The organism is Calidifontibacillus erzurumensis (assembly GCF_013303125.1).
GTDB lineage: Bacteria > Bacillota > Bacilli > Bacillales > Bacillaceae_J > Calidifontibacillus > Calidifontibacillus erzurumensis.
Window position 1 is genome coordinate 47522 of the sequence record NZ_JABTTE010000013.1, and the last position, 14381, is coordinate 61902.

Consider the following 14381-nt stretch of genomic DNA (forward strand, 5'->3'; position numbering starts at 1 on the left):
TACCACACAAAAAGGGCTGAGAAAGATGAATAATATTCTTTCCCAACCCCCTTCATTAGAAATAATATCTGTAAAATCTTTTATACACTGAAACAAAACAAATAGGATTATTTTTTTTCACTAAGTATTTCTTTTAATGAGTTAGCCACCTCTATCAGTTTATCACTTGAAGCTTGTTGACTTAATTTGACTAAATCCTTATCTGCATTAAATTTATCAGATAGTACTAATCTTGAAGAAATCTGGAAATCACCATTTAGCTCACGGGAAGAGTTTTTCCAATTTGCATGCGCTGACCACTCAGATTGAGTATTCTTATTGATTTCAGTAATGATTCCAGTTTTAATATCTAGTAATTCCTTTTTGATGTCATCAATATTTACGTTTGAATTAATTTTTGGATTAATTTCCGGCATACAAATTCCTCCTTTTTAATGTTTTGTTTCAGTTTTTTTATTTTACAGATATATTTCTGCAAGAAAGGAGTGTTTCATTTTTCATTCAAATGCTGCCTTCATTTAACAGAATCCCATTGTAAATCTACTTCCAATTCTGCTATCCTACTGATAACTTCAAGATTATATTCATTTTTAATAAGCCCTTTCAAAGCCCTTATATATCGATCCTTCATAAGCTGGCATTCGCTTGAGTTGGTTAAAATCGTACCCGAATTTTTATAAGTTTCAAAAGGGCAAGGAGATCCGCACCAACTGCTTATAACGCATTCATTGCAATCTTCAATCCTATCTATTGTTCTCTGGGAAAGTCTTTGGGCTGCCTCGCTATTTGCCATTTCAATAAAAGAATGCTCGTATAAATTCCCTAAATAAAAATGATCCTCGCCTAATGATTGATTACATGCATATACATTGCCGTCAGGTGCAACCACACAAATTTCCCTGCCTGCTCCACATGGCGTTCGTTCACACATAAATGGGCGGTATGGCTGTAAGAGATGCTTGAACGTCAAGGATAGATATCTTTCTTTTATCAATTGCCCTGTTTCTTCATAAATAGGAGTAATAACAGAATGAAGAATGTTAAACAATCCTTTATTATATTTTTTTACAAAAGCATGCTGGCGCTCATATTCAAACCCTCTTCCAATCTTTGATAAGGGCCGCATCACCATACTATTAAAACCAAGAAGATGCAAATAAAGAGCAATTTCAGTCATTTGTTTAACGCTTTCATCCGAAATCACTGCTATTACCCCTCCGGAATTTTCGGGGTATTCTTGATGGAGAGCGAGCAACGATTTTTCAACGTTTTTATAGCTGCCACTCCCGTTAATAAAAGGCCTTTGTGCGTTGTGAACTGATTCAAATCCGTCACAGCTGATCCCTATACCAACGTTATGCTCTTTAAAAAAATTAATCATTTCCGAGTTTAATAGAGTTGAGTTGGATTGCAAACAATATTCCAGGTTCAATAAATCCCCGTAAGTATTTTTTGCATATTCAATTGTATAGCGTATCAATGGAAAGTTAAGCAGTGGTTCCCCTCCGGTAAATTCGAGGGTAATTGGTAGAGTAGATCGTGTAGCGGCTATATATTCAGCTATTCGGTCTATGTAAATGCGGGCGGTCTCTTTCGTTGTAAAAGAACCTTTAGCTGGTGAAGCATCAGCAAAGCAATAGTTGCATTTCAGGTTACAAGAAGTTGTGACAGCAAATTCAAAGAAGTGAAATATACCAGGGTCATTATTACTGACATTTGGAGAAAAAACCTTGCCATTTTTTGAACAAAGGCCTTTTTCAAAAAGAAACTCGCTAATTGCGTTATTCGGAAGAAGTCCTTTTATATCAAGTAAGTCTTTTTCATCCTGGTCAAAAACTGCCCAGCCTCCATTGGAAGGATTGACTGCAACTGTGGAATCACCTATATTAATAGTTTTTAATCCTTCAACCCATAAATATTCATCATCCAATGTAGAGCTCTCATTTTTCTTTAATTCAGCATCATAAAAATTAAATAGGGATCTTGGCATAATTTATTCCTCTCCTAAACTATTAAAATAGGGAAACACTTAAAGATCGTATATATTTATGCTAATTTATTAATTTTATTATCTTAAATCGTAGAACTATTAGCCGAAAAAAGTGAACATATATTTGAATTTTCCAAATATTTGATTTGATTTTAGTTTACATTTATTGGATATAATAGTCAAACATTTTCTTCCATATTTTATATAATTTTACATACAAAAACCAGGCAATACCGCCCGGTTCTTTTTGTCTATCTTATATCCGAAATCATATACTCTATACCATGTACTCCTTCATGGTACCATGCATACCTATCTCCGCTACATTGTTATTTCATTATCATTCAAAAAGTAAAGGCCCCTTCCATGTCTCCAATAAAACCTGCTATCTCCATTCATCCCAATAAATATTTATATATTCTATTTGATTCTTCTTATATTTATTTTCCTCATTAATTTTTTGGTTTTCTACTCTATTCTTTAAATTATTACTTTTAATATGAATGTTTTCATCATGTTTTTCCATATTTTCACTCCCCTTAACTTTCTTCTTTATTTATCTTGAGCTTTTTTAATATTATTTAATCCTCTTTAGGAACACACGGGAAATCATTTTCTTTGTGTAATTCTTATTAAGTGGTGTTTACAATTTCTACGTAATTTTGGGGCAATCTTAACCCCTTCTTCCCTTTTCGCTAACATCTCTTCTGTTGTAATAAAAAATATCCCGATGAGAAAAATAAAAATGCTGGCACATATAAATCCAATGCCAATACCGTTTAAGAGAACATCGTTGGAATCGCTTTCAAAAATTGGAATTAATAAAAATAACATTCCTATTAAAACTAAAGAACCACTGATATATTTTAACAGACGCAACACCTTCATATGGTTTTCCATTTGTTGGCCTACCCTCTTCCATGAAAAAATCGTCCATATCTTATAATTAAAGATACTATAATTTTTTAGAAAAATAGAACAATTTTTTATTTTGCCCTTAAAACATTATTCACGTAAAATAAAAGTGTTGGTACATATTTTTACTATTACCATTGTGGAAAGGAGATTTTTGTATGATAGGATGTGCAAGCGGTTTGTTTGGTGATGGTCCGGTAACACTTTCAGAAGGGTTGCAAATTTTAGTGGACGAACATGCTCCTTTACGAAAAAGCTTAGAAACATTGGAATCATATAGTAACAAAATTGAGTTTGAAGAAGAAAAAGCAACTGTTTTTCAGCAATTGATCCAAGAAGTGAAAGCGTTTAATGAAAATCTATCCCGTCATTCAGCAAAAGAAGAAGATCATTTGTTTACAATGATGGAAAAGTATATTGGAAAAAACGGTGGACCGATTGCTGTTATGGAATACGAGCATCAAATGGCCCATGGGTATATTAATCAATTTTTGCAAAATATCGAAAGCCATAAAGAGCAAACAAATGATGACATGATTGAAAACGCAAATTTAATAAAAAATGCTAAGCAAATCTTACTTGATCATTTTGCCAAAGAAGAACAAGTGTTATACCCAATGGCAGAAAAATTGTTATCTCAAGATGAAAAAGACCTGTTAAAAGAAAAAGTCCAGAATTAACATATAAAAGGAGGCGTTTTTTCCGTTCCGTGAAAGGGGCTTTACGAAATAGACGGCATTTTTGAATAAATAAAAATATCACAAAATTTAACAGCATCGTGCAAAAAAGCTGTCCGAAATATCAGGGAACCTGATTTTCAGACAGCTTCTTCTTTTCATGCGACAGATTTTTCCGCTTTTCTAGCTTTGTCTTTTTTGGCGATAAAAGAAACTAAAACTAGCAAAGCTACAATGACTAGACATACGATTGTTCCGATCATATTTTGTTTATTAAAAATGAATGCAATAAAAATGGCAGATAGCGATAAAGCCGCAGTGAACGTTGTATATGGGTGCCAAATAACTTTAAAGCCCTTTAATTTGTCAGCATAACCTTTCCTTAATCTTAACTGTGCTAAACAAATGCCAATCCAAATTAATAAAACAGTGAAACCTGGAATTGTCATCAAATAGCTGATAACTTGTTCAGGTGTCATATAAGCTAAAAAGACCCCAACTAAAATAAACATCGTCGTAACGAGAATCCCATTCAAAGGAATCCCTTTTTTCGTCGTTTTTGCGAAAGCTTTCGGAGCCTCTTTGTTTTGTGCCATCGTAAACAGTGTTCTTGAAGTGGCATAAATACCGGAATTAGCCGCTGAAAGAAGCGCTGTAATGAGCACGAAATTCATGACATGGGCAGCTCCAGGAAGACCGATTGAGCTAAATACTTGAACAAACGGACTATCTTCGGAACCAACTTGATTCCATGGAATGATGCCGCAAATAATTAAAATTGGCAAAATGTAAAATAGAATCACACGAAAGACAGTCGTCTTAATAACTTTCGGAATAACCTTTTCGCTATCCTTTGTTTCAGTAGCAGCAATGCCGATTAATTCAGCTCCGCCATAAGAAAACATAACGACTAAAAACGCGCTTAAAACACCACCAATGCCGTGTGGGAAAAAGCCTCCATGTGCGGTGTAATTGGAAAATGAAACATTTTCTGCAGGAAAGACACCGAATAATATCAAACTTCCGAGGATAATAAAGGCAACCAACGTAATAATTTTTATGCTGGCGAACCAAAATTCAAGTTCCCCGTAATGTTTCACCTGAAACATATTAATTCCGACGATTAATGCTCCACAGAGGATGCTTAATAGCCATAACGGAATATCTTGAAACCAATATTTCAAAAAGCTGCCGGCAGCTAACAATTCTACAACGGTTACAATAATCCAGTTAATCCAATACAACCAGCCAACAATAAAAGAAAGCTGAAATCCAAACGCTTTATGAATCAAATGTTGAACATTTAAATTCGGATAGACTGTTGCCATTTCTCCTAAAGCAGCCATAACAATAAATAGTAACAGCCCGCCGATCAAATAAGAGATCACGACACTTGGCCCGGCCATATTCAATGTATCAGAACTTCCTTTAAAAATACCTGTTCCGATCATTCCAGCCAAAGCAATAAACTGAACGTGACGCGGTGCTAACTCTCTTTTTAAAACTTGCTGCTCTTCTTTCATAAATTTTCACACCTTGCTATTTTTTTAATATTATTTTATAAATAGTTTTTCATCTCTAGTCCGGCACTATTCTTTTTTGATTAAACGCTTTTTAGCGTTAAAGCAATCCTCTACTAATATATCATTTTTCTTAAAATTTTTGCAACATGAATCTATGAACAATAAAACAGTTTGATATTTTTGAATATTATTTGTTTTTCAAAACTGTTTTCATGATTTATCAATACTGTTATAAAAATATCCGAACAAACTACCTTTCACATTTAAGAAAAAATTAGCCTAACAAAATGCGTAAGTAGCTCACATTTTCACACAAATTTTGAAAAATTTTTCCTTTTATTTAACCATTCAATATAGTATGGTAATATTTGTAAACATCTATCTATAAACGAAGTAGTATTGTTTAAGAAGTAAAATTTGTAATTTTTTTGGGGGAATAAGATGATTAGAGATAAGATTGATAAAATCTTAGATAGTTTACCAGAAGAAGAGTTAAAAAAAGTTTATTGGTCCATTTCGTCTATTCAGGAAGAGTATTTATTTAATAAAAACTTACAGGAAAAAGGTGTAACAGTTACAACCCTCGTTGAGGAAGCAGAAGAAATTATAGATTTATGGGACCGCACATTTGCAAAAGACATTAGTGAAGAAGTAAAAAAAGAAATCTATTACGATCAGTTTAAATGGCATATTTTCAGTTATGAAAAGAAAGATTGTTTAAAAGATGATGATGCAAGAAAAGCATTTGATGCGTTGCCTAAGGAAAAAGTTTATGTCATGTATCAAGGGTTACCTTTGATTTATCTTTATACAAATGCGAATAAGGTTGAGGCAAAGGTTTTTGATTCACAACAAGACATTTATATTTTTGATACAAATTTCACTTGGACATATGTCCGTACCCATGAATTAATGTGTGGTCCATATTTTTATAAGGTCAATGAAATGTCATAGAGTTGTATAAAAGAGAAAGCATAGGTTCTATTATCTATGAACCCCCAAATAATCGTTATCATGAAGGATCTGTGGCTATAACAAATCCCGTTAAATTCGTTTATCCTGCATTCATAAAAAAGACGATGATGGATTTTTTGTGTTTTTTCCCTACTCTGTTTCCTGAAGCAGGATGGGACTTTCCTTTATCAACAGGGGAAACAAGATATAAAGCGATACAAAATGCAAAAAAGGATTTAGCTTACTCATTGCCGTGAACCCTATACGACAATGAAGAGCTTCCAGAACCCATACCTATAAATAAGAATGACATTTCCGAAGGGATGGAATTAATCGATATAGAGACATCATTTGAACCTTACGCTGAAGAAATACAAGAACATTTAAAATATCGCCATTGGCACATTACCTATTATTGCGAAGAAAAAGATGATTATTTTGAAGCTATTGGTTATAAAAATGAACAAGGGACGTGGGACATCTTTTTTAATGATTGTCCTGAAGATTATAAAAAACTATTTAATTCATTCTGTAAGAAAAATCCTGATGATCCTAATGATCCGTTTCTTTTTACAGTCAAATTAAGAGCAGAAGCCGAGGAAAAATTTTTTCAATTGGTTGAGGATATCATTGCGAAACAGAAGAAGGAATAAACGAATACATCATAAACAATGTTCGAAAATTATAGAAACGCTAATTAATTGATACTGCCCCCAAAACATTAGATTATTGCTTCTAACTTTTGGGGGCACTTAAAAGGCTTAAAAAATCTATAAAACTATCTCATTTAATATAGTCAGCTATTCCTTATATTGAATACCATTAATCGTTATCGTTTTTAAAGTAGTGAAAAATTCTTTCGCTGCTTGACCTTGCTCGCGAGCGCCAGTACCTGAATTTTTTATTCCGCCAAACGGGGCTTGCGGTTCAGCTCCACCCGTTTCATCATTAATTTGTACAAGGCCGACTTCACTGCGATCGATAAAATCGAAAGCCTTTTGAATATTCGTTGTGTAAATCGAAGCACTTAATCCAAAGTCCGATTCATTCGCTAAGCGCACAGCTTCTTCATAATCTGCCACTTTAAAAATAGCTAAAACCGGTCCAAATACTTCTTCCTTTGCTAAATCCATATCGTGCGTAACATTTGTAAACAATGTTGGTTCTACAAAATACCCTTCTGACAACTCAGCAACAGGCTTGCCTCCGAAAATACATTTCGCTCCTTGTCCCTTTGCCCGCTCAATATGCTCAAGTACATTTTCAAATTGTTGTTTCGAAGCAAGAGGGCCCATTGTTACTCCTGCTTTTATTTGCTTCGCATTTTCGATTAGTTTTTCCACTACCGCATCGTATACCGGCGCTTCAATATACACGCGGCTTGTCGCTGTACAGCGCTGCCCTGTTTGTTTCATCGCTCCTTCTATTGTTTTGGCGGCTGCTAAGTCTAAATCGGCATCCGCTAAAATAATGGCCGCATTTTTCCCGCCTAGCTCTAGCTGAATTTTTTTCTTCGTCGGACCTGCCACATCTAAAATTTGTTGGCCTACAGCGTTCGAGCCTGTAAAGGAAATCGCTTTCACTTTTGGTGATTCAATTAAAACTTTCCCTAGTTTCGAACCGCGCCCTTGCACAATATTTAATACATGATCCGGCAAGCCTGCTTTTACAAATAAATCCGCAATATACTGACTTGTAAGTGCTACTTCAATCGACGGTTTCCAAACAACCGTATTGCCATAAACGAGCGCCGGAGCTATTTTCCAAAGAGGAATTGCAATTGGGAAATTCCATGGTGTAATGACCGCGACAACTCCTAAAGGAACACGTTTCGTAAAAATCATTTTATCGTCAGAAGCCGATGGCAGCACCTCGCCAGTTGCACGCATGCCTTCCTGTGAAAAATAACGTAAAATGGAGGCGCCACGTTTGACTTCTCCGATCATTTCTGGTACCGTTTTTCCCATCTCTTTTGAAGCGAGCCCTGCTAGAGGTTCCATATGTTCCATTAATAAATTTGCCATTGCCTGTAAAATTTCGCCACGTGCAACCGATGACATTCTACTCCACTTTTGGAACGCTTCCTCACTCTCATTGATTTTAGCTTCTGTTTCTGAAATCGTGTGTAATTCGATTTTTCCAATACATTCCGATGTATTAGCCGGATTAAACTGTACACGAATCTCCCTTACACTCATGACCATTAATATCCCTCCTAACCTACAGTTACTTCCAGCAATTTTTCAACTGGTGTATACGGTACATTGTGCGCTTCAGCCACTGCCTTATAAGTAATTTGACCAGCGATTACATTTAACCCTTTTAAAAGTGCCGTATTTTCTAAGCAAGCGCGCTCATAACCTTTATTTGCAATTTGCAACGCATATGGAACGGTGACGTTTGATAGAGCTATTGTCGACGTACGTGATACCGCTCCCGGAATGTTGGCCACCGCATAGTGAAGGACCCCATGTTTTTCATAAACCGGATTGCTATGGGTTGTAATTCGATCAATGGTTTCGATAGCTCCGCCTTGATCAACGGCAACATCAATAATTACACTTCCCGGTGTCATTTGTTTGACCATTTTTTCTGATACAATACGAGGTGTGCGCGCTCCCGGAATGAGCACTGCCCCAATTAATAAATCCGCTCTTTTCACTTGTTCTTCAACGTTAAACAGATTTGAAAAACACGTTCTTACTTTCCCTTCAAATAAATCATCCAATTGACGTAATCGCTCAACGTTCGTATCTAGTATCGTAACATCTGCACCTAATCCTAATGCCATTTTGGCTGCATTCGTACCTACAACACCGCCGCCAATAATGACTACATTGGCTGGTGCTACACTAGGTACACCACCTAGAAGCATTCCTTTCCCACCAGCGTGTTTTTCTAAGAAATGTGCACCGATTTGCACAGACATGCGGCCAGCTACTTCGCTCATCGGTGTTAAAATCGGCAATGTTCCATTCGCTAGCTGAATCGTTTCATAAGCAATCGCTATAACTCCCTTTTCCATTAAAGCTTTCGTTAATAGAGGTTCTGCCGCTAAATGTAAAAATGTAAATAAGATTTGATCTTTTTTAAAATAATCAAATTCTGATGGTAATGGCTCTTTTACCTTCATGACCATTTCAGCATCCCAAGCATCAGCTGCAGATGAAACAATTTTCGCTCCTGCCGCGATATATGCCTCATCGCTGAAGCCGCTTCCTACACCTGCTCCCTTTTCAACGAGCACTTCGTGTCCCCTTTGTACTAAGTCATAAACCCCTGCTGGTGTTAGACTTACTCGATTTTCATTATCTTTAATTTCCTTTGGAATCCCGATAATCATGTTATTACACTCCTTTTACAACAACTTCATTTTGTAAATAAGCCAATGTTTCATCAACGATCCGTAAAATATCATTTAATTCATCCTTTGTTATGATTAATGGCGGTGAAAAAACAAGCGTATCTTGATCATATGTCACTGTACGTAAAATTAATCCGCGTTTGACCATTTCCTTCACTGCAATTGGACTTAATAGCGGATCAAACCGTTCACCCGTTTCACGATTTTTCACAAATTCAATCGCACCTAATAAACCAAATGTACGCACTTTTCCAATGAAATCATACTTTTTTTGCAATGCTTGAAATCCTTTCAGCATCTCTTCGCCCATTTCTTTCGCATTTTGTACAAGACCTTCCCGCTCAATAATTTCAATATTTTTCAATCCTACAGCACAAGCTAATGCATGACCGCTATACGTATAGCCATGCATAAGGATCCCTTTTGATAATGCGCATAAATCTCTATGAATTTTTTCAGAAATCAAAACCCCGCCAAGCTGCACATACCCACTCGATACACCTTTTGCAAAAGTCATCATATCTGGCACTACACCAAAATGCTCGATGCCGAAGTTTTTCCCTGTACGTCCAAAGCCCGTAATAACTTCATCTGCAATAAATAAAACACCGTATTCATCACAAATTTCACGCACTTCTTTGAAATAATCCGGCTTTGGCACATTGACACCGCCTGCACCTTGGACAGGCTCTGATATAAACGCCGCGACATTTTCTGGACCGAGCTCTAGAATCAATTTTCGGAGTTCCGCTGCTGAATCTTTATTTACATAGTAAAAGTCCGGTGCCGGTGAGTTAGTAAATTTGCGAAACCCTTCAATCCCTGTTGCGTTGGTAGATCCGAAAGCGACCCCATGGTACGACAATGTGCGGGAAATTATTTTTTGGCGATTTGGTTGACCTTTTAAAATCCAGTAATGACGTGCAAGTTTTATAGCTGTATCATTAGATTCTGATCCACCGGACGTAAAGAACACTGTATTCAAATCCCCTGGTGCCATCTGGGCAATTTTCGCTGCAAGTTTAATCGCCGGCTCATTACTAAACGTAGCAAAACATGAACTAAATGCTAGCTTCTCCATTTGCTCTTTCGCCACTTCAGCAATCTCGGTCCGTCCGTGGCCGATATTTACATTCCATAAAGATGACATCCCATCAATGTACGTTTTTCCCCCTAAATCTTTTAAATAAATTCCTTTTCCTTCACAAAATATGGCTGCTGGCCCATAGATTTGTTGCTCCTCAATCGAGGATGTAGGATGCAGGAAATGCTTTTGATCCAATGATTTTAATTGCTCTACTAATTGAACTGTCATTCTATCAACCTCTTTCTTGTAAGTTTACGCTAGAAACAAAACAATAAAACTTCCATTTACTACAGGATTGTTTACTAAATAAAAAGCAAGTTTGATGCCAAGTTACTGGTGATGAAAAATTTTCTTATTCCAAGCTCAAAAAACGATATTGAAAAAACATTTTAAGACGAGGCGTTCTCTTTAAACGACTTCCATTCGTTGATGTCAATTCAGGTCTAATCAATTAAGCAATAAAAAACTGTCCAAAAAGTTCCCCACTTTCTAGACAGCTACATTCAACCGAACTATGTTTCATTTTTCATTATTATTTCAAAATACATTATGCATTTTTGAATTATTTTGGGTTTTTTTGAATACTCTTTGCTAAAATAAACAATTATTGCATTTTTGCATCACTTCATGCAAAAATTCACCATTGTTTTTTCAATTATTCATACACCACACTCTTCGTTAGCTGATAACGTTGAATTTTTCTTACTAATGTAGACTGATTGCAGCCTAATGCTTCAGCGGCTTGCCTTATACTTTTATGCTGCGACAATGCTTTTTTAATAACTTCCTTTTCAAAGGCCGCCACTTGCTCCTTCAGTGATCCGGTATATTGAGAAATGTCCATATTGCTACTTTCTATTGATTTTGATAGTGGTTGACCTACTATATTATTGCTCTTCTTTTTCGTCGCTCCTTTTAGTTCTTCTCGAATCATACTGGCAGTAATTTTCGGCTGATTCGCTAATAATGATACCCGTTCGATAATATTTTTTAACTGACGTACATTTCCTGGCCAATCATACTCTTCCAGCACCTTTAATGCTTCTTTATCAAGCGTTCGATGTATATGATACCTTTGTTCAAATATCCTTAAAAAATGGTAAACAAGGGGGACAATATCTTCGCGTCGCTCTCGCAATGGTGGAATTTCGATCGGAATGATGTTTAAACGATAATATAAATCTTCACGAAAACTTCTTTGTTGCACCATTTCAGCTAAATTCCGATTGGTTGCCGCAATGATTCGCACATCAATAGGAATCGGCTTCGTACTTCCAATTCGCTGAACCTCTGATTCTTGTAAAACCCGCAATAATTTTGCCTGCAATTGCAGGGGCATTTCTCCAATTTCATCTAAAAAAATCGTACCTCCGTTAGCCGTTTCGAAAATGCCCGCTTTACCACCTTTTTTTGCACCAGTGAAAGCCCCTTCCACATAACCAAAAAGTTCCGATTCCAACAGCGATTCTGGAATCGCACTACAGTTAATCGTTAGCATTTGTTTTGTATTTCTTCGGCTATTTAAATAGATGAGTTTTGCTACTTCCTCTTTACCAACACCAGACTCTCCTTCAATCAAAACTGTTGAATCTACTTCAGCTACTCTTAAAATTCTTTTTAACACTTTTTGCATCGCAGGAGATGCCGCAACGATATTCATTTTCTTTTGCTCTTGATTATTCAACTCTTCAATTCTTTGTTTAAATCTCTCATTTTGAATTTCTAGTTTTTTCACTTCTTCCTCAAGATTTTTTAACCTCGACATATCCCGAGTTATAATGAGCACATATTGCAGTTCCCCAACCTCATCAAAAATTGGCTTTCCTGTCACTAAAAAACATTTATTATTCAAAAAAGTCTGAAAAATCGTGACATCTTCCTTTGTTTCTAACACTTTCAATGTTAACGAATCGCTCATTTCCCCTTCGGCCACTAAATCCTTTGCATATCGATTGATACAGTTAATCCCTACAATTTCAATATCAAGATCGTTTTGAAAGATGATTTTACCGTCCTTGTTACTAATCGTAATTCCATCGGATAAAGAATTTAATAATTTCATAGATAGAGGATTTAAAATGTCCGTATCATTGTACTGTTGAATGGGTCTTGCGTAAAAAAGTTTCCCAGTTGGCGAATGAATGACATGAACATAAAAATCTTCTGAAGTGTAATTCTCCACGCCTTCCTCATATTGTGCATAAATTTTTTCTACTTGTTCCATGGGAAGGTTGCTTGAAAACTTTACCTCGTTTTCTTGAACATAAAAAAAATGCTCTGTTTTATGCATCCATTTTTAATCTCCCTTCACCAGTTATTTCCTACTATTTATTTTATGACTCTCATCTGTTAATCACAAATATAAAAAAAAGAATCTGCATCTAAAATGTCCACCTAATGAAAAGGCTTACATTCAATAGAAGCAGATTCTTACCTCTCTTAATTTACTTCAGATACTAACGTTTCCACTTCCTCATTCTTCGATTGCGATAGACTTGGCTTCATCTTTCTCATAAAGAAAAATAATCCAACTGACACAAGAAACACAGCCGTACTTAAATAAAACTGTGGTTTCAAGCTTTCGATGAATACTTGACAAATATAAACAGCGATAAGCAAGAATATCGTTGCATACGTTAAATAAGGAAACATCCACATACGAATCGGCAATTCAGGTCCATTCGCCTTTATGAATTCTTTACGGAAGCGGATTTGTGAAATCGCAATGAAAATATAAACGATAATCATTAAACCGCCTACGCAGTTTCCTAGGAAGTAGAAAATAACATCTGGCGAAATAAAATATAGCATTGCACAAATATACGCCACAATTGTACTGCCAATAATTGCAGGTACTGGTGCACCACGTTTATTTTTAATCCTCGAGAAAAATTTCGGGGCATCCCCTTGGCGCGACATTTCTAATAACATACGTGAGCTTGTGTATAATGCTGAGTTTAAAACCGAAACTAATGATACGAAAATAACGACTTGCATAATTTCAGCTGCAATAGGCAGCCCTGCCATCCTTAAAATGTTCGCATATGGTGCTGCTAAATTTTCCGCATCATTCCATCGTAAAACGAAAACCATAATTGTAACCGAACCTACAAAGAATAACCCTAAACGGAATACAACGTTGCGAATGGCCCGCACAATATTTTTTGCTGGATTTTCGGACTCAGCTGCTGCAATTGCAGCTACTTCTGCACCACAAATGGAAAAAATAACAAACACAATCGCAGTTAAAATCGGAACAAACCCTTGTGGAGCAAAACCACCATGATTAAACAATATGCCGAATCCTTCTGGCTCAAAAGTCGGCCATACACCTAAAATCATTAACGTACCAACAATTAAAAACACAACAATGGCTGTCACTTTAAAGAAAGAGACCCAATACTCGAATTCACCAAAAGTTTTTACAGAGTATACATTGATCAATGTCATAAGCAATGTAATTCCGACTGAACCGACCCAAACAGGTATAACCGGAAACCAAGCATTAATCATCCCGCCAATTAATGCTGCTTCAAGGCCTACAATGAATACCCAACTTGCCCAGTATAGCCAGCCTACGGTAAAGCCCGCCCATTCTCCAACATATTTAGAAGCATAGGAAGCAAAAGTCCCCATCTCTGGGTCACCACTTTGCTTCATCCCTAATGCTAATTCACCTGAAGCCATTTCACCAACCATTTGCATAATTAACACAATAATCAAACAGGCAATTCCGTAGGAAAATATAACTGCAGGACCTGTACTTAAAATATTTTTACCAGTACCAACGAATAAGCCTGTTCCAATGACACCACCAATCGAAATCATTGTAATGTGCCGGGTCTTTAAAGAGTTTTGTAATTTTCCCATT

Annotated in this window: 13 protein-coding genes; 3 read left to right on the top strand and 10 right to left on the bottom strand. The window is 36.2% G+C overall.

All coding sequences use genetic code 11. The annotated features are described in order from the left end of the window. Positions 1-107 precede the first annotated feature (107 nt). The 4 genes from HR057_RS10410 to HR057_RS10425 form a co-directional block, all read right to left on the bottom strand. Complete coding sequence (locus HR057_RS10410) at positions 108-416, bottom strand: hypothetical protein (RefSeq protein WP_173731373.1); 309 nt, start codon at positions 414-416, stop codon at positions 108-110. Positions 417-514: 98 nt separating this feature from the next. Next, entirely contained in the window at positions 515-1930 is a 1416-nt protein-coding gene (locus tag HR057_RS10415) for a radical SAM/SPASM domain-containing protein (RefSeq protein WP_173731374.1), read from the bottom strand. A 445-nt stretch (positions 1931-2375) separates the two neighbouring features. Next, complete coding sequence (locus HR057_RS10420; protein WP_173731375.1) at positions 2376-2516, bottom strand: hypothetical protein; 141 nt, start codon at positions 2514-2516, stop codon at positions 2376-2378. 83 nt (positions 2517-2599) lie between these two features. After that, positions 2600-2890 carry a hypothetical protein gene (locus HR057_RS10425; RefSeq protein WP_173731376.1) on the bottom strand — a complete coding sequence of 97 codons (291 nt, stop codon included), beginning with the start codon at positions 2888-2890 and terminating at the stop codon, positions 2600-2602. 173 nt (positions 2891-3063) lie between these two features. On the opposite strand from HR057_RS10425, the gene HR057_RS10430 reads away from it, so the two are divergent. Continuing rightward, complete coding sequence (locus HR057_RS10430; protein ID WP_173731377.1) at positions 3064-3585, top strand: hemerythrin domain-containing protein; 522 nt, start codon at positions 3064-3066, stop codon at positions 3583-3585. A 155-nt stretch (positions 3586-3740) separates the two neighbouring features. Here HR057_RS10430 and HR057_RS10435 read toward each other — a convergent pair whose 3' ends face one another. Next, positions 3741-5105 (bottom strand): amino acid permease, encoded by a 1365-nt coding sequence (locus HR057_RS10435; RefSeq protein WP_173731378.1) that lies wholly within the window; start codon positions 5103-5105, stop codon positions 3741-3743. Positions 5106-5546: 441 nt separating this feature from the next. On the opposite strand from HR057_RS10435, the gene HR057_RS10440 reads away from it, so the two are divergent. Then, complete coding sequence (locus tag HR057_RS10440; RefSeq protein WP_173731379.1) at positions 5547-6059, top strand: DUF4275 family protein; 513 nt, start codon at positions 5547-5549, stop codon at positions 6057-6059. Between the two features lie 323 nt (positions 6060-6382). Beyond that, complete coding sequence (locus HR057_RS17055) at positions 6383-6712, top strand: DUF3986 family protein (protein ID WP_230474423.1); 330 nt, start codon at positions 6383-6385, stop codon at positions 6710-6712. A gap of 147 nt (positions 6713-6859) precedes the next feature. Here HR057_RS17055 and HR057_RS10450 read toward each other — a convergent pair whose 3' ends face one another. The 5 genes from HR057_RS10450 to HR057_RS10470 form a co-directional block, all read right to left on the bottom strand. Then, on the bottom strand, positions 6860-8263 hold the full coding sequence (locus tag HR057_RS10450; RefSeq protein WP_173731380.1) for an aldehyde dehydrogenase family protein: 1404 nt from the start codon (positions 8261-8263) through the stop codon (positions 6860-6862). Between the two features lie 11 nt (positions 8264-8274). Further along, entirely contained in the window at positions 8275-9402 is a 1128-nt protein-coding gene (gene ald, locus HR057_RS10455) for an alanine dehydrogenase (protein WP_173731381.1), read from the bottom strand. A gap of 4 nt (positions 9403-9406) precedes the next feature. After that, entirely contained in the window at positions 9407-10738 is a 1332-nt protein-coding gene (locus HR057_RS10460; protein ID WP_173731382.1) for an aminotransferase family protein, read from the bottom strand. Between the two features lie 427 nt (positions 10739-11165). Then, a complete protein-coding gene (locus HR057_RS10465; protein WP_173731383.1) occupies positions 11166-12800 on the bottom strand; it encodes a sigma-54 interaction domain-containing protein in 1635 nt (544 codons plus the stop codon). 149 nt (positions 12801-12949) lie between these two features. After that, a complete protein-coding gene (locus HR057_RS10470; protein ID WP_173731384.1) occupies positions 12950-14380 on the bottom strand; it encodes an amino acid permease in 1431 nt (476 codons plus the stop codon). Position 14381 lies beyond the last annotated feature (1 nt).

Coding starts and splice junctions, on each gene's coding strand:
- HR057_RS10440 (WP_173731379.1), top strand. CDS start 5,547: ATGATTAGAGATAAGATTGATAAAATCTTAGATAGTTTACCAGAAGAA.
- ald (WP_173731381.1), bottom strand. CDS start 9,402: ATGATTATCGGGATTCCAAAGGAAATTAAAGATAATGAAAATCGAGTA.
- HR057_RS10465 (WP_173731383.1), bottom strand. CDS start 12,800: ATGCATAAAACAGAGCATTTTTTTTATGTTCAAGAAAACGAGGTAAAG.
- HR057_RS10460 (WP_173731382.1), bottom strand. CDS start 10,738: ATGACAGTTCAATTAGTAGAGCAATTAAAATCATTGGATCAAAAGCAT.
- HR057_RS10430 (WP_173731377.1), top strand. CDS start 3,064: ATGATAGGATGTGCAAGCGGTTTGTTTGGTGATGGTCCGGTAACACTT.
- HR057_RS10470 (WP_173731384.1), bottom strand. CDS start 14,380: ATGGGAAAATTACAAAACTCTTTAAAGACCCGGCACATTACAATGATT.
- HR057_RS10450 (WP_173731380.1), bottom strand. CDS start 8,263: ATGGTCATGAGTGTAAGGGAGATTCGTGTACAGTTTAATCCGGCTAAT.
- HR057_RS17055 (WP_230474423.1), top strand. CDS start 6,383: ATGGAATTAATCGATATAGAGACATCATTTGAACCTTACGCTGAAGAA.
- HR057_RS10410 (WP_173731373.1), bottom strand. CDS start 416: ATGCCGGAAATTAATCCAAAAATTAATTCAAACGTAAATATTGATGAC.
- HR057_RS10425 (WP_173731376.1), bottom strand. CDS start 2,890: ATGGAAAACCATATGAAGGTGTTGCGTCTGTTAAAATATATCAGTGGT.
- HR057_RS10420 (WP_173731375.1), bottom strand. CDS start 2,516: ATGGAAAAACATGATGAAAACATTCATATTAAAAGTAATAATTTAAAG.
- HR057_RS10435 (WP_173731378.1), bottom strand. CDS start 5,105: ATGAAAGAAGAGCAGCAAGTTTTAAAAAGAGAGTTAGCACCGCGTCAC.